The 16,036-nt window shown below is 67.0% G+C and carries 8 protein-coding genes and 1 pseudogene; 2 read left to right on the top strand and 7 right to left on the bottom strand.

The window, feature by feature from the left end:
• Positions 1–164: 164 nt before the first annotated feature.
• The 3 genes from PYS65_RS23975 to PYS65_RS23965 form a co-directional block, all read right to left on the bottom strand.
• The gene (locus PYS65_RS23975) at positions 165–413 is read right to left on the bottom strand and encodes an IS3 family transposase (protein WP_279336004.1); all 249 of its coding nucleotides are present in this window, start codon (positions 411–413) and stop codon (positions 165–167) included.
• A gap of 31 nt (positions 414–444) precedes the next feature.
• On the bottom strand, positions 445–921 hold the full coding sequence (locus PYS65_RS23970; protein WP_341483696.1) for an IS3 family transposase: 477 nt from the start codon (positions 919–921) through the stop codon (positions 445–447).
• Between the two features lie 173 nt (positions 922–1,094).
• A complete protein-coding gene (locus tag PYS65_RS23965; protein WP_123471932.1) occupies positions 1,095–1,382 on the bottom strand; it encodes a transposase in 288 nt (95 codons plus the stop codon).
• A gap of 615 nt (positions 1,383–1,997) precedes the next feature.
• Between PYS65_RS23965 and PYS65_RS23960 the strand changes: the two genes are divergently transcribed.
• Entirely contained in the window at positions 1,998–2,681 is a 684-nt protein-coding gene (locus PYS65_RS23960; RefSeq protein ID WP_279336002.1) for an alpha/beta fold hydrolase, read from the top strand.
• 23 nt (positions 2,682–2,704) lie between these two features.
• Here the strand turns inward: PYS65_RS23960 and PYS65_RS23955 are convergent.
• A pseudogene (locus PYS65_RS23955) lies at positions 2,705–3,289 on the bottom strand (transposase); the annotation flags it as partial.
• A 113-nt stretch (positions 3,290–3,402) separates the two neighbouring features.
• Between PYS65_RS23955 and PYS65_RS23950 the strand changes: the two are divergent.
• On the top strand, positions 3,403–4,155 hold the full coding sequence (locus PYS65_RS23950; RefSeq protein WP_279336001.1) for a transposase family protein: 753 nt from the start codon (positions 3,403–3,405) through the stop codon (positions 4,153–4,155).
• 60 nt (positions 4,156–4,215) lie between these two features.
• Here the strand turns inward: PYS65_RS23950 and PYS65_RS23945 are convergent, their stop codons facing one another.
• The 3 genes from PYS65_RS23945 to PYS65_RS23935 all read right to left on the bottom strand — a co-directional run bounded on the left by PYS65_RS23945 (position 4,216) and on the right by PYS65_RS23935 (position 15,819).
• Positions 4,216–4,653, bottom strand: coding sequence for an SMI1/KNR4 family protein (locus PYS65_RS23945; protein WP_279336000.1), 438 nt, complete (start codon positions 4,651–4,653; stop codon positions 4,216–4,218).
• Between the two features lie 186 nt (positions 4,654–4,839).
• Positions 4,840–11,256: an RHS repeat domain-containing protein gene (locus PYS65_RS23940; RefSeq protein ID WP_423836167.1), complete on the bottom strand. Its 6,417-nt coding sequence runs from the start codon at positions 11,254–11,256 to the stop codon at positions 4,840–4,842.
• Positions 11,257–11,550: 294 nt separating this feature from the next.
• A complete protein-coding gene (locus PYS65_RS23935; protein WP_279335998.1) occupies positions 11,551–15,819 on the bottom strand; it encodes a LamG-like jellyroll fold domain-containing protein in 4,269 nt (1,422 codons plus the stop codon).
• Between the last annotated feature and the right edge of the window lie 217 nt (positions 15,820–16,036).

Genomic DNA, 16,036 nt, shown 5'->3' with positions numbered 1-16,036 from the left:
GCGGATTCCTCACATCGGTCACGGCCTACCAGGCCACTTCAACAAGATCGTGTTACGAGCTCGTAGCGGCAGCAACCTTTTCACCTCGTGTCAGGTTTGTGCCGCAGGCCCCATTCGAATTATGCACGAGGTGAAGTTCCCCCCGCGAACTGGACAGCGGGTGTCTACGCTGCCGGGACGAGGTTCTGCCTGAGCAAGGATCTCGTTTCGAGTGGGGTGACGTACCCGTAGTCGGGGTGCCGACGGAGCCGGCTGCGGTTGTACTCGACCTCGACGTAGCGGAAAACGTCGGCCCGGGCGGCCTCGCGGGTCTCCCACACCGTCGTCCCGATCTCCGCTTTCAGGATGGCGAACCAGCTTTCCGCGGCGGCATTATCGTAACAAGAGCCGACGCGCCCCATCGACTGCCTCATGCGCAACTTGCGTATTTCGCTGCGGAATTCGTCACTCGTGTACTCGCTGCCGCGATCCGTATGCATGACGCAACCCTGCTCCAGGCCGCCACGCCCGGCCGCCATCCGCAAGGCCGCAAGGCCGCAAGGCCGCAATCGGCAACTCGGCGCGGTGGTGGTCGGCCATCGCCCAGCCGACCACCTCCCGCGTCGCGAGATCGATACAGGTCGCCAGATACAACTTCCCTTCCAGCGTGCTGAGTTCGGTCATGTCGCCGACGAGCCGCATCCCGGGCCGGGGCGCGGTGAAGTCCCGGCCGATCAGGTCGAGCGCGAACACCGCCCGCTTCGCCTGCCGGGTCAGGCCCCGCCGTCGGCGGCGGGTGATCCCGACGATCCGGTGCTTGCGCATCAGCCGCTCGATCTTCTTGGAGTTCACCACCCGCCCGGCCCGCCGCAGGGCGGCGTGGATGCGCGGGGCCCCATAGGCACCGCGAGATCCGGCGTGAAGCACCCGGATCTCACCCACCAGCACGTCCTCGGCCCGCTCCCGCATCGTCCGGGCCGGCCGTGACGCCCTGTGCGCGGAGTAGGTGGAACGGGGTACTCCCAGCACACGGCACAAGAACGCAACGCTGTGACCTGCAGGATTACCTTCCGATGCCTTCTCCGCATCGATGAAACGACACCGTGCCACGGTGTCTACCTCATCTTGTCCTGAGCGAAGAAGGCGGTCGCTTTTCCCAGAACCTCGATCGTGGCCTCCTGCTCGCGAACCTTCCGCCGCAGCCGGACCAACTCCTCACGCTCCGCAGTGGTCAAAGCCCCGGCGGGTCCCTCACCGCGGTCGATCTTCGCCTGCTTCACCCACCCGCGCAGCCCTTCCGGACTCACGCCCAGATCCCTCGCGACCTCGGTGACCGTCTTCTCCGAGGACAACGCCAAGGCGACCGCGTCCCGCTTGAACTCGGCCGTGTACCGCTTGCTCATGTTGCTCTTGCTACTCACTACCTGTAACTGCTTTCTCCGGGACCACCGGTCCCAGTATCAAGCTGTCCGCTCGACAGGGGGAACCTCACTCGCCCGCCAGCACATAGTACGTGTGCTCGCCGGGCGGGCGTCACCTGCATTTTCGCTGGTCAGCGAATTCGGGCCGGTTCGTGGATGTGCGTGGAAGTTCCCTGTCGTACGCCCGTGTTGCCGTCGGCGTTGCCGTCAGACGGCTATGCGCGTGAGGGCGGTGGAGTGGGCTTTGGCCGGTGTCCTGCCCGGGTTGGGGTCGGGCATGGTCAGGGGGCCGTACGCTGGCCCGGCAACTCGGGCAGGTCGTGATCCTGCCCGGAATTTGAACGAGTGGCCCCCTGGCCTTGCCCGACGCGGGCCCCGGCCCGGGGAGGTGGGTAAAGCCCACGGAGCCGACCGGCCGCACCTCCGGGCCTCCGTCCCGGCCAACTCCCCGCCGTTGCCTAGTGCTGTGACCGCGTTGGTTCGCCGGGTTGGGTCGAGCCGCCGTCTTCAACGGTCGCACTCTGACCGGAGCCCGGTGTCAGAGCCTCCCTGTAGCGTGCCGGCAACCAGACCCGACTCCTCTTCGGGAGAACCACCGTGGACATCCTGCTCATCGCTGGCTTGTGGCTCGACGGATCCGCATGGGACGACGTCGTGCCCGAACTCACGGTGCTCGGCCACCATCCCGTGCCACTCACTCTCCCAGGCCAGGGCGACGGCGCCGCCTCCGCAACGCTTGACGACCAGCTGGCAGCAGTGCTTGCCGCGGTTGACGCGGCGCCCGGAAAGCCCCTGGTGGTAGGGCACTCTGTGGCATCGACCCTGGCCTGGCTGGCCGCCGACGCACGACCGGAGAAGGTGGCCAAGGTCGCCCTGATCGGCGGCTTCCCCGCCGCCGATGGTCGGGCCTACGCCGATCACTTCGCGATCGAGGGCGGCGCCATGCCCTTCCCGGGCTGGGAACCCTTCGAGGGTGCGGACGCCGCCGACCTGGACCAGCAGACCCGGGACCGCGTCGCGTCCGCCGCCGTTCCTGTCCCCGAGGCGGTCGCCAGGGGAGTCGTACGCCTGACCAACGAGCGCCGCTTCGACGTCCCCGTTGTGGTTGTCTGCCCCGAGTTCACCCCCACCCAGGCCGAGGAGTGGATTGCCGCCGGTGAGAGTCCTGACCTCGCCCGCGCTACCCACCTTGAGTACGTGGACCTCGACTCGGGCCACTGGCCGATGGCCACCTGTCCCCGCGAACTCGCCCGAGTCCTGGCAAAAGCCGCCAAATCCTAGCGGTGCGGTGCTAGGTTAGGTGGTCAGGCTGCGGTCGGTAGTGGTTTGCCGCCCCAGCGGAGGCCCTTCTCACTGCAGATGCGGGCACGTTCCTTGCGCTGGGCCGCGAGAACGTCGGGATGGCGGGCGTTGGCGTTCCGCCAGCGCAGGTAGGCGTGCAGGGCACGGGTCTGCGCGGTGTGGTTGCGGTGGTTGGAGTTGGCGGCGGTGAGCTGCCTCAACGGCCCGAAGTGCGCCTCGATCGGGTTGGCCCAGGACACGTAGGTCGGGGTGAAGCACAACTCGACCCGGTTTTTGCTCGCCCAGCGCCTGATGGTGTCGCCCTTGTGGGCGGACAGGTTGTCCAGGATCACGTAGATCGGGGCGCAGTCTGGGCGGGCGGCCCGGATCGACTTCAGCGAGGCCAGGGTGATCGAGGCGCCCTTCTTCCTACGGTTGACACCCCACAGGGTGTCGTCGCCGACCGAGTAGCAGCCGTGGAAGTAGCGCACACCATGGGTGCGGTGGTAGGTCGCGGGATGCCGCTCGGGTCGGCCCTGCTCGGCCCAACATGAGCCGACGGTGGGCCGAATCCCGAGAGGCCCGAACTCATCGAACGCGAACGCCCGGAGCCCCTTCCAACCTGACGGGTGGTTGGGCTGCGGGCCCCGGCGGCGGGCATGAAGAAAGCTCCTGGTAGACGGGTTCACGACCAAGATCACCGCATCCGCCAGGAGCTCGTGTGCTTGTCTACCCGTCTGCCATCGATCTGTCCAGCCGTACCCTGCGTCGTCTCTCCGGTCTGCCGGCAGGTCACCGACGCCGGATCGGTTCTCGCCGGCGCCGCCTGAGCTGCGGCCGGCAGGCTCTGCTCGTACTCGCCCACCTACGCTGTGGCGACACCTACAGCCGCCTCGCCGCCGGCTTCCGGGTCGGGATCGCGACGGTCTACCGCTCCATACGCGAGGCCGTCGGCCTCCTGGCCACCCTCGCCCCGACGCTGGAGCAGGCCATGCACACCATCCGCGGGAAGGCGTACGTGATCCTCGACGGCACACTCCTGCCGATCGACCGTGTTGCGGCCGACCGCCCGTACTACTCGGGAAAGAAGAAGCACCACGGGATGAACGTGCAGGTCCTCGCCGACCCGGCCGGACGACTGCTCTGGGTCTCGGACGCCCTGCCCGGCGCCGTCCACGATCTGACCGCGGCCCGCACCCACTGCATCCCCGCCGCCCTCGCCGCCGACGGCATCAAGTCCTGGGCGGACAAGGCCTACCAGGGCGCCGGACCCGCCGTCCGCGTCCCGATCCGGGGCAAGCACCTGCGCGGCTGGCGCCGCCGCCACAACCGTGATCACGCAAAGATCCGAAGCCTCGGCGAACGCGCCATCGCCACCCTCAAGTGCTGGCGAGTACTCCGCAAGCTGCGCTGCAGCACCACGAGGATCACCACCGTCGTCCGCGCCATCGTCACTCTCGAACTCACCGGCTGATCAAGATGGAAACGGCTCACTCTGCCCGAAAAACGCGAGGCCCTTCAAATCGAAGTCACGTCAAGATGCGTACCAATCTTCCCCACCGGCAGAAAGATAGCGACGGATGTAATCCTCTAGATCTCTGGCAACCCAACGACGACTGTCAGTCTCGTGCTCCCAGACAAAGATGTCCAGCCGCAGCGGTTTGACCACAAAAGCGAAGAGGTCACCGCCACCACTGTCACCAATGAACAGAAGAGAGTCAAAAGGCATATAAAGATTTCTAAAATCCTCCCTTTCATTCATCTCTCGATTGCGCGCCAAAATCTCTGCGGCAGACCATACGAAGTCACAGCCGAACTCATCGGAGACGCCGTCCGACTCGCGCAGGAAGGATTTCAAATCCGCAGGAAGCGTCTGACCGAGGGCCGACTCGACCGCGACAAACTCCCCTTCATCAACCGGAGTCGAAAAATCAACGTCTCCAGAAAGGGAGGAAACAAGTTCGATCCACATTGGCCAGCCTCGTTAGATAGAAGTAAGAAAATAACTACCAATGAGTGGCAGTCTGCACGAACAGTGGCGCAGACTGCCACAAGGGACTCCAGCGACGCACTTGCAGCAAGCGTCGCCGGACGTGCCCATGGTAGCCGCTGAAAGCCTCTCCAGCGAATTGACCGTATCGCGAACGCGTCGACGCGATCAGCGTATGCGCGGTGTAAATTCATTCCCTACGAAGTCATCGACGAAGGTGGCATAGTTGAGCACCTCCTGGCGACTCGGGTTCGGGTGAGTTTTATAGAATCCATTCCAGAGGATCCGAATCCTACTCAAATGCAAGTCCGAATTCACCGATTTTGGCACCCCTCTAAGATTTTCGAGCGAATTAATTTCGCTCTTTGTGAAGAGCCCGGGATATTGGGTGAGAATCTGTTGCTCGACAGCATGGTGCACCCAGACCTTACCCTTGAGGTTTGGATGGGCTTTAAAGAAAGTACCCCTGTAGTTACTGCTGGTACTAGCCCCTACGGTCGCTGACTTCCTAACTGGAACCCGCCCGTTATGCAAGAAGATTGCGGCGAGAGCGTTGGGGACTTGATAGGCGTCGCTATTGATGTCATAGCCGTGACTTGCGATCCAGTTGTCGAACTGGCTGCCGTAGTCACAGCCGGGTGTTCCTGGGCCGCCGCCTCCGCGGCAATCGGAATCGAAGATCCAGCCAACATATTCCGCCGTGTACGGCACGTTGCTGACCAGGCCATAGAATGTTTCTCCGACGCCTGAGCAAACACTGGCCATGAATCCCCAGGATCCACATTCCCCGGAGTCACCCTCCATAGTGCCGCCGCTGTTTGTGTTCCCGGTCCCTACGCTGTTCGTGTTCCCGGTCCCTCCGCTCTTTCTTCCTCCGCCGGCCCCAGATACGTGCGGCTTGGACGCATTTCCCTTAGGGTATCCGGTGCCGTTCGGGGCGTCGCTGTAACCGCCGAGCATCCCACCGTACGGACGCTTGCTTCCAGAATTTCCAGGAGTTCCGGGATTGCCGCCCCCTACACCAGCCAGTCCTGTCGGGTCGGAGATCGTGACGGGTGAATTGCTGGCGTAGCTGTAGCCGTTCATGGTCTGCGGCTTGTCAACTTCGAGGAGGGGGTCGACGCTGATGAAGCGGCCGGTGGTGGGGTCGTATTCGCGGGCGCCGAGGTGGGTCAAGCCTGTGGTCTTGGTGTCGTTGGTGCCGCCGACGAAGCCCTTGGTGCCGGGCCAGGAGGTCGGCTCGGTGCCGCGGGTGCCGCCGAAGGGCAGGCTGCGGCGTTGGGTGAGTTTCTGGGTACCGGCCTCGACGGCGAGTTGGGCGGTGCCGTGGTGGTCGGCGAGAGTGAAGAAGACACTGCCATCGTCGGTCTTGACGGCCTGGTGGCCGCCGCCGAGGTCGTAGTAGCGGGTGGCCTTGGGCTTGGTGGCGCCCTTGGTCAAGGTGATCTCAGTGGTGCCGAGGTAAAGGGTGGTCTCGGTGGGGGTGCGGCCGATGAGGCGGTTGCCTTCGGTGTCGTAGAGGTACTCGGTGACCTTGCTGGTGCCGCCTTCGACGGGTTCGGTCACCTTGGCCAGGTGGCCCTCCGCGTCCCATTCGAGGGACTGCGTGGTGCCGCTGAGGGTGCGGGCGATGGTGTTGCCGCTCTCGTCATAACCGAAGGAATCCTTCGCCGTTCCTGTGGGACCGCTGGTGGTTACGGAGGTCAGTGTGTGCGGCTGGGCCTTGCCCACTCCGGGGTAGGAGTAGACGCGCGTGATGTCCTTTGCTGCATTCCCCGTGGGGTCATGGAGCGTTTCCGTCGAACGGTTGCTTGCCTTGTCGTAGGTGTAGGAGTGCCAGTACGGGGCCGGGCCGCCCAGGATGCTGCCGCCGGGTGCCGTGGCGCAGCTGGTGGTGTTCTGGGTCCAGGCTTCGCTCAGGCGGCGCAGGTGGTCGTAGGTGAAGCACTGGTTGTCGGTGCCGGAACGGGAGACGTCGGAGACGGACAGGACGTTGCCCACCTCGTCGTAACGGTAGGTGCTGCTCTGGTCGACTCCGGCAATGTCCTGGCGGTCCACGCGGGTGTTGGCCAGGCGCTGGGTGCCCCACTCGTAGGTGTTGGTGACCTGGACCGGCTTGGCGCCGGCGGCCGTGCTGTACATCTTGTACCCGCTCGGCTTGCCGGTCTTGAAGTAGCTGGTCTCCGCCTTGAAGCCGTCGCCCAGCAGGGAGACCGGCCGCAGCGTCTCCGCCTCGTATGTGAACGACTGGCTGCCGCCCGGGAGGGAGCCGGCCGCGGAGTAGCTCACGCCGCCGACCAGCCCGGAGGGCAGGTAGGAGGTGCCGGCCTGGTAGGTGCCCTTCAGGCTGGCCTCTCCCTCCCGCTCGGGGATGACCACGGCGGTCCTCACCGGCCGGTAGAGGCGGTCGTACTGGGTGACCTTGGTCGTGTAGGCGGCGCCGTCGTCGTAGCGGGTGGCTTCGGCCAGCTGGCCCTTGGCTTTGGGGACGGTGTCGTAGGTCCAGGTGGCGCGCAGTTTGCCGGTGGCCGAGCCCTCGCGCAGTTCGGTCTTGCGGCCGAGGTTGTCGTAGCCGTGCCACAGGGCCGGGGTGCCGGGCCGGGCGTCCTCGGTGGTGGTCAGCTGGTCGCGGTCGTCGTAGGTGCTGGTGGTGGCGCCCTTGTCGGGATCGGTGGACGTCAGCTGGCGGCCCAGCAGGTCGTAGGTGTACGACCAGGTGTTGCCTGCCGGGTCGGTGAGCCGCAGCAGTTCACCGCGCGGTGTGTAGGTGTACTTGGTGGTGTCGTAGGACGCCTCCGCGTTGCGGGCGTGGTGCTGGCGCAGTTCGGTGGTCTGGCCTCGGGCGTCGGTGAGGGTGGTGGTGGCGGTGCCGCCGACCGGCGGGATCACCGTGGTCCGGTCGCCGCCGTAGACCGTCCTCGTGGTTCCCAGCACGGCTCCGCCGTCGCCGTTGCCGGCGATCTGCTTCGCCTCGGTCTGGCGGCCCAGACCGTCATAGCTGTACCGGTTCTGGGTTTCCACGCTCAGCGCGTCATCCGGCTTGCTCAGGATCGTGGAGGGTGTGCCGGTGGTGTAGTAGGTGGCGAACTCCCTGGCCGTCAGGCCGCGTTCGTCGTAGAAGGTGTCGGCCAGCAGGCGGCCGCCGTCGGGACCGGGGTCCTGGGTCTGGCGGGGGCGCAGGAAGCCGTCGTAGAGGGTGTAGGAGGTGCGCTGGGCAGCGTTGTTGCCCAGTGTCCTGGTGCCGACCGCGACCGGTTGGTTGTCGGTGACGGTGTAGGTGAACTGGTAGGTCGGGGTCTGGCTGGTGGGGCGGTCGGCCAGCCAGACCTTGGTCGAGCGGCCCAGCGCGTCGTAGGCGAAGTCGACGACGTTGTCGTTGGTGTCGGTCTGCTTCTGGGGCAGGCCGCGGAGGATGTCCGGGATGGTGGTCGTGGTCTGGGCGGTGGCCGTACTGCCCGCCTTGGCCGGGGGCGTGGTCACCTTCACTTCGGTGGCGAAGCCGGTGGCGGGGGCGTACTCGGTCGTGGTGGTGCGGCCGTCGCCGCGCGCAGTGCGCGTGAGCACGCCGGTACCGGTGACGGTCACGTCGGCGGTCAGGTCGGTGCTGGTCAGCTCCCGGCCGTAGGCGTCATACGTGGCGCCGGATTCCAGGTAGACGGCGGTGGTGCCATGGTACTGCTTCAGCACCGCGCCGGCCGTCTTGTCCCCCTTCGTGGGGGTCGCGTCGTAGGCGCCGCCGTCGTAGGCGGTGCGCACGTCGGACATCACGTCCTCTGGCCGGTTGACGCTCGCGCCGCAGGCCTTGGACACCGTCTCCACCCGCGAGGGGAGAGTCAGGAGGGTGTCGGTGGTGTTGGTGGCGTAGGTGGTGCGCGTGCAGGTGTCGTCGGCGGCGGTGCCGATATCACCCCGGTCGTCGACCTGGGTGACGCGTCCGGCCACTGTGTCGAACTCGCTGCTGGTCTCGGTGGTACGCCACTTCGCGCCCGCCCCGTCGTCCAAAGACGTCCATGACCTGGTGTTCTTGGTGCCGGTGAAGTTGGCGGTGACGGTGCCCCAGCTGCGGGTCTTCTTCGCCGTCTGATGGTGCCAGGGCCGGCTGACCGTCTTGGCCAGGACCTTGCCGCCGGGACCGGAGTAGCTGGCAGTCTTGTAAGCGAAGCCGGCCTCGGACTCGTGGTCGGTGATCGGGTCGCCCTCGCCGTCGCCCAGGGTGACGCTCACGGACTTCGTGCCGCCGCCGGTGTCCTTGCGGTCGCCGTCCATGCCCCGCAGGAAGTAGGTGTCCTCCTGCGACTTCATCGCCGAGGCGCCGCCCTGGCCACCGGTCTGCACGCGGACCTGCCCGTAGCCGCGCCACTGCGACCAGGTCTTGAACTTCTCCTTGGTCAGACCGTCGTCATCGTCGTAGTGCCAGGCCGCACCACCCAGGTACTGGTAGGTGGTGACCTGGTCCGGTGCCCCGCCGGTGCGGTCGGTGGCGGTGACGGAGGTGACCACGTACTTGTTGAACCACTGCCGCTCGGGGTCCTCTGTGCTGCTGCCGCCGATGTACTGCGGGAAGCAGCGCGTGGTGTTGGTCTGCGGGGTCGGCAGCGCGCCCCAGTCGCAGGCCGGTGCCGAGTAGTTGACGTCTATCTGGCCGCCGGATTCGTCGGCGACCGTGGACAGGCGGTCCTTGATGAACGGCGGGTAGCCGTCGCCGGTCCTGTCGAGACGGTTGGCCAGCTGGGTGTAGGCGAAGGTCGTCTTCGGCAGGGTGACCGCAGGGGTCGCCGTGTGGCCGGTGCGCTGGACGGAGTCGAGCAGCAGTTGGTAGTCGGTGTCGGCCATGCCCCAGCGGTGGCTCAGCTTCCAGGAGTCGACGTTCTGGTAGGCGGTGCCGTCAAAGACCTGGGTGCTCACCTCGGTGAGCCGCTTGCGGGTGAAGAACACCGGCGAGAGGCGGCCCTTGTCGCAGTCCTTGCCGCTGTCGCAGTTCAGGTCCCACGGCGTGTCGTACCAGTAGGCGGCGTCCTTGCCGATGTCCGTGCAGGTGGTGGAGGAGTTGGGCAGGCAGCGCTCGGCGTCGGTGAAGTCGACCTTGGCCAGCGCCTTGGTGCCGTACATCGAGGAGGACTGCAGGCCGTACTCGATCCGGTCCAGGGTGCCGCCGCGCACATAGCGGGTGTTGTCCTTGGCCTTCAGGTTGCGGCCGTAGGAGTTGGTCTCCTGGTTGTAGTAGTACGCGATGGCGTTGCCGTGCACGTCCACGGCGTAGTCCAGGTTCCACCGCCAGGCCTGCTGGCACCACGCGTCAGCGAACGCCGAAGCGTGGCAGGGCTCCCCGGTGTCGTTGCCGAAAACAGGCACGGTCCAGGTGGAGTCCGTGACCGGCTTGCCGTCCGCCCAGCCCGGCAGCCGGTTGTAGCCGAAGTAGTAGCGGGTGCCAGCCGGGTCCGTCAGCCGCCAGTACTCGCCGTCGTTGTCGCCGTTGCTGCGGCTGCTGGAGGCCAGACGATCAATCCGAGTACCGTCGTCATTCTTCAGCTTCCAGGAATTGGTCCCGTTGGGGACCAACTCGCCGCCCTTGCCGTTGAAGGTGATGAAGGCATTGTCGTAGGCCCAGCACAGGTCGCCCGGTTTGTTGCCGTCGGCGTTCTTCACACCGTCGTCAGCGCACGGCTTGTAACGGCGCTCGATGAAACCGGGCCACAGGTCGAAGCCGTCGCCCGCCCAGGACGCCTGGTTGTTGGTGCTGCCGGTCCGGCCGTCGATGGCTCCTGAGGAGTACAGCAACCCAACCTTGGGCGTCATGCTGCCGGGGACGTCCGGCACCGGCATGTCGTACGACCACGCGAAGTCACCCGTGTTCAGGTTCGTGTTCCAGGTCGCTGAGGGAGAGAGCGAGGTCGCCGTGTAGTCCCCCTTCTCGCTGCTCGCCTCCGCCACCGCGGCAAGCACGGTGGGAGCACCGGTGCTGAGGGTCACGTTCTGCGCGGTCAGGGTCTGCTTCTCGGTGTCGTTGACCGCCGCGACCGGCTTGCTGGTGCGGCACCGGGCCTCGTCCGGGGTGGTCAGCGCGCATGCGGGCAGCTCCACCAGAGTCAGGCGGGGGGCGTAGCCACCACCGTAGGCTTCCGCGAAACCGGAGTAGTCCAGCTTGGCCCGCACCCGGCCGGCCCGACCAGTCGGTCCGTCCTTGCCCTCACCCTTCGAACGCAGCGTGAACAGCAGCCCGTCGACGTCCGCCTTCTTCGCCGCCTCGCGGCCGAGGACGCGTGCCTCAACAGCACCGCTCGCCGGCTTCGCGCCGGCGATGCCCCCCGTGTCCAGCGTCAGCGGCAGTCCCTTGGCCCGGACAGCCGTACGTGCGGTGCCTTTCGCAACGGAGGCCGGCAGCTCGACGACCGCCGTGTCCGCCTTCGGCCAGGCCGCGTCCGGAGGCGCCTGCGGGGTACGCGGCCCCTTCATCAGGGTGCGCGGCTTGGTCTTGACCGGCGAGCCAGGTACTGGCTTCTCGGACCGGGGAAGGGCGGAACGGCCCTTCCCCTCATCCGCCACGGCAGCCGGCTGGGCCACCCCCTGCAGGAGCGTGCCGACCATGATCGCGGCCGAAGCGAGCGCGACGCGTCGCCGCAACGTTCTGAACCGCTTGCTCGATCTGTCGTTCATTCCGTCCTTCGTCCTTCGCCACAGGCCGGCCTGCGTGTTACAGAGCAGGCCGGAGTGGAAGTTGAATGGCGTCTCGCGTGGGTCTTGCTGCGCCCGGGGAGCCCGGGCGCAGCCGTTACGCCAGTGGTCGTCTGGAGCGTTGGCCGTGTCAGGCCAACGGAAGCCAGCTGGTCTTTCTGCGTGGTGGCTTCAGCACTCCGTGGTGTGCCGTCCCACCACCGGAGGTCAGCCGACGCCAGGCACCTCGGTCGGCACGTCGAACCAGCTGGCGGCCAGCTTCCCGATCTGCTCGTCGGTCAGAGCGCCCTGGAAGGCCCAGACGTCGTCGACCAGGCCGGGGAAGTACTCGCCCCAGGCTCCGTCGGTCTTGGCGCGGCCGACCTGGAAGGACTTGGTCGCCTTGAAGGCGAGCGTGTTCTCGGCCCAGGAGGACCGGTCACCGCAGTCCTCACCGTCGTCCTCGCCGCAGAAGATCTCCTGGAGCGTTCCGTTGACGTACAGGCTGGCCTGCTTGGCGAACCCGTCGTAGACCACGGCCAGGTGGTTCCAGTCCCGCGCGTCGTAGAACTCGCTGTTGGCGACGCGTACGACCGTCGCGTCCGTGCCGTCCTTGTCCGGCAACGCCAGCTCCCAGTGGCCGAGGCCCTCCGGGTTCGCGGTGTCCGGTACGAAGCGGACGGTGAAGGCGCTCTGGGCGGAGCCCTCGGCGCTGACCAGTGCGACACCGTTCTGTGGCAGCGCGGCCGCCTGTGCCCAGGCGGTGACGGTGTAACTGGCACTGGTGTCGACCGGTACGGACGTCGTGGCCGCGTAGCCGCGGACGCCGTCCAGCTCCAGGCCGCCGAAGTCTATGAAGGAGAAGTCCGACTTCTTCGCACCGCCGTTCAGCGTGAGCGCGCTGCCTCCGGAGACCGCGTTCGGGGTGGTCACCGGGCCGGTCCCGGCGGTCTCCTCGAACATCCACCGGCTCTCGACCAGCGGACGCTGCCGGAACATCTGCTGGACCTCCTCGGCGGAGACCGGTCGGTCGAACATGCGGACGTCGTCGATGGTTCCGGGGAAGAACGAGCCGAGGTTGCCGCTGTAGGAGCCGGCTCCGATCTGGACGGCGCCGCCCGCGTACCAGTTGGCCTGCAGGGTGGTGGATCCGGCTTCGACGCCGTTGACGTAGAGGGTGAGCTTGTTGGCGACGGTGTCGTGCACGCCGACCAGGTGGGTCCAGGTGTCACCGTGGGCGGTCTTGCCTTCGGCCTGCATGGCGCGGACCGGGGTGGCGTCGGGGGTGTCGGCGGAGTACTGGTTGACCGCCCAGCGGTCGTAGGCGGCGGAGTAGTACAGCTCCAGTCCCGGCTTGTGCGTGCTCGTCTGGGTGACGATGATCGCCGCGTGGTTCGGCTTGGTCTTGGGCAGTTTCGCCCAGGCGGAGACGGCGAAGCTGCGCTGGTTGTTCAGCAGAGGCCGCTTGGTGGTGGCGTAGCCGTCGACTCCGTTCAGCGTGAGTGCCTTGCCCGCCACACCGGCCTGACCGAAGGTGACGCCTCCGGTCAGCGTGGCTGAGGGCACTTCCGCCTTCCCGGTCAGCTGCGTCGCGTCGGCGGATTCGTCCAGCGGGAACACCGCCCGCGCCGAGCGGCCCGCGGTGAGCGATTCCTTGCCGTGCAGGCGGGTCACCTCATTGACCGACAGCGGTTTGTCGAAGACCTGCACCTCGTCGATCGCCCCGGGGAAGAACGAGGCCAGCCTGTTGCCGTCGTAGAAACCGGCACCGATCTGAAGACCCCGGCGGGCGTTCCAGGGCGTGCTGTAGGCCGTGGTCCCGACCAGTTCACCGTTGACGTAGAGCTTCAGCTGTTTGTCGGTCAGGCTGTAGGTGCCGACCAGATGCGTCCACTTCCCGGCTTCGACTCCGCCCGGAGAGGGCGCCATGGCCCGCACGATGCCCGCACCGGTGGCGTCGGCCTGGTACTGGTTGAACACCCACCGGTCGTACCCCTTGGAGTAGTACAGCTCGAAACCCGGGGCGTAGTTGCCGGGCTGGGCGGCGACGATGGCCGCCTGGTCCGGCATCTTCGACAGCTTCGCCCAGGCGGAGACGGAGAACCCGGTCGAGGTGTCCACCGTGGGAATGTCGGAGACCGCGTAGTCGTCGACCCCGTCGAAGGACACTGCCGTGCCCTTGGCTCCGGGTGCACCCGGTGTGGCGCCGCCGTGCAGCGCGAGCGTGCGCTCCGGCGCCGACCCCACGGCCTGGTTCGCCCCGGCGTCCTCGTCCATCTGCCACATAGCTCGCTCGGGCTGGCCGGACTTGACCCGGAACTGGTAGGTGCGGATCTCGCTACCGTTGCCGGCCTGGTCGAACGCCTGGGCGGTGACGAAGTTCAGGCCGGCCTTGGCGGGCAGCATCCTCATCGTCTTCGCCGCCCCGGCCGCGGTGGTGATCGTGTTCTTGGAGGTGGGGTCGCCGTTGATGCCGTACCAGTACTTGGTCACGTCGCTGTCGGCGGCCTTGAGCGCGAAGCTGCCGTACTGGCCCACCCCGTCGAACCACGGATCGTCCGGGTCCTCCGGGTCCGAGGCCGGGTACTCCCCCGAGGTGATCGACGGCGCCTTGGGCACCTTGGTGTCGTAGACGAAGTAGCAGGCCGTCGGGTCACCCGCGTGCGACCACGGCGAGTACTGGGCCCCGTCATAGCTGCGCACATACCAGTTGATCTGCTTGTTCTGCGGCACAGAGGTCGGCAGGCTGATCGAGAAACTCTTCCCGGACGCCTTGAACGAGGTGAGCTTCGGCTTCCACCGGGCGATCAGCCCCTTGCCGTCCCCGGTGTCCCACTTGGCCTCGAACTGCACCGCGACGGGGTCGCCGTCGGGGTCGGTGACGTTGTCGGCACGGATCGTGCCCAGGGTGCGCACCCGCGGCGCGGCGGCCGGCTTCTTGCAGGTGCCGCCGTACTCCATGATCAGCTGCGACATCTTCACCTGGGCCGGCGGACGGTTGTACTGCACCCGCAGGTGCGCCTTGTCCGAGAACCGCTTCCAGCCGTACGCGTCCGTCTCGCTGGCCGCCCGCAGCCCGAACGTCATCGTCGCGCTCTTGCTGTTGGCGGCCGACTGCACCGCCGACTTGACGTTGAACTCGGCGTCCTTGGCCGCGCAGCCGGAGTAGCCGTGGGCGAACGACTTCGAGGCCAGTTCCTTGATCCAGAAACCGGAGGCGTTCTGGCTGTTCCACGTCGTCGACGAGGAGATGTCCTTGGTCTGCCACAGCTCCACGCTGCGCGCGTCGCACGACGCCGACCAGGTGTTGCGCACCACGAACTCCGCCGACAGGATCGACTTGCCCGCGAACTTGGACGTCGAGATCCGGTAGAACAGACGCTTGGTGTCGTTGGGGTTGCAGTAGTACCAGTTGCAGTAGCCCATGCCGGCATCGGAATCGCCGTTGAACTTCCACTGCGGCGAGTTGGCCCAGTACTTGGACGCCATCGTCCACGCGGTCGCGCGTGGCGAGTGCCACTGCGGGTCGATGTAGACCGGGTAGGCGGTGTCGGCGCCCTTGAGCACGTCGGCGTCCGGGGTCAGGACCAGTTCGTCCTGCCCGGCCGACACCTCCACGCCGACCGGGGCGAGCTTGCCCGACTCTCCGGCGCCCGGCTCCGCACCGGCGGGTGCCGCCTTCGGTCCGGCCGTCCCGTCGGCCGCTGCCGTCCGGGACTCTGCGGCGCCCTCCGGGGACCCGCCGGTGCTGGAGTCCCACATCACCGGCTTCGGCGCCTCGAACACCGCCCCCTTGGCACCCTCGTCCAGCGCCTGCAGACCGCCCTCGTCGGTCTCCCGAACCGACAGGCCTCGCGCGTCCAGCCCCAGCCGCAGCTCGGCCAGCTCCGGGCTCGCCGCGGCCTCGGCCGTCTTGACCACCAGCAGCTGCGTGAACCCGTCCTCCTGGGCCGTCATCCGCAGATCCACGTCCGGCAGCACCGACCGATAGGTGGCGACGGGCCCGGAGAGCTCGGGCGCGGGCAGCGGAGCGGGCCATGACAGGCTCAGCTCCCGCCCGGCACGCCGCATCCGCACCAACGGGGTCTCGCCCCCGCCGGAGAACTCCATCCCCACCGTCGACGCCTTCGGAGCGACGGTTCCCTCGTCGGTGGCCGTCAGCTCGGTGTCGACCCGCTTCCACCCTCCTGCGGCCCGGGTCCAGACGGGACGCAGATACTCCCGCGCCTCCAGATCTCCCCCCGGCGTCGCGTACACCTCACTGCTCTCCCCGCGCAGCGATGCGACCTCCACCGGCTCGCCGGACCGCTTGGCCTTCGCGAACGCTTCCGCTTCTGTCAGGCCACCGGTGTCGCCGGCCGGCTCTTCCTCATTCGTCGGCGCTGCCAACACACCCGCTACCGCTGGGGTGGCCGTCGCAGGAACCGACCCCACGGCCAGCGCCACCCCCAGCAGAGCCCCAACAGCCTTGCCCGCGAAACGACTTCGGTTCCACATCTCCGTCACGCACCCCGCCCACAGCGCCTACACAGTTGCTTGACGTAACCAATCGCTTCACTGAGCGTCAGGTCAAGGGGTGGTAAACGGGCAATGACAGGACAAGTTCCATTCAACACGCGTGATGATCATTACGTTTGGCAAGCGTTCTGCGAAACTTCATCGTTTTTCAACAAGAAAGGCAGTCCCGCAACGCCCCGGCTGGGCACTCCGGCCG

The sequence above is a fragment of the Streptomyces cathayae genome (genome assembly GCF_029760955.1).
GTDB lineage: Bacteria > Actinomycetota > Actinomycetes > Streptomycetales > Streptomycetaceae > Streptomyces > Streptomyces cathayae.
Note: the sequence above shows the minus strand (reverse complement) of the source record. Positions and strands in the feature narration are given on the sequence as shown.

What these genes read in the sequence shown, in the direction of transcription:
- PYS65_RS23975 (WP_279336004.1), bottom strand. Translation starts at nt 413, where the DNA reads ATGAGGCAGTCGATGGGGCGCGTCGGCTCTTGTTACGATAATGCCGCC.
- PYS65_RS23965 (WP_123471932.1), bottom strand. Translation starts at nt 1,382, where the DNA reads ATGAGCAAGCGGTACACGGCCGAGTTCAAGCGGGACGCGGTCGCCTTG.
- PYS65_RS23945 (WP_279336000.1), bottom strand. Translation starts at nt 4,653, where the DNA reads ATGTGGATCGAACTTGTTTCCTCCCTTTCTGGAGACGTTGATTTTTCG.
- PYS65_RS23940 (WP_423836167.1), bottom strand. Translation starts at nt 11,256, where the DNA reads ATGGTCGGCACGCTCCTGCAGGGGGTGGCCCAGCCGGCTGCCGTGGCG.
- PYS65_RS23935 (WP_279335998.1), bottom strand. Translation starts at nt 15,819, where the DNA reads ATGTGGAACCGAAGTCGTTTCGCGGGCAAGGCTGTTGGGGCTCTGCTG.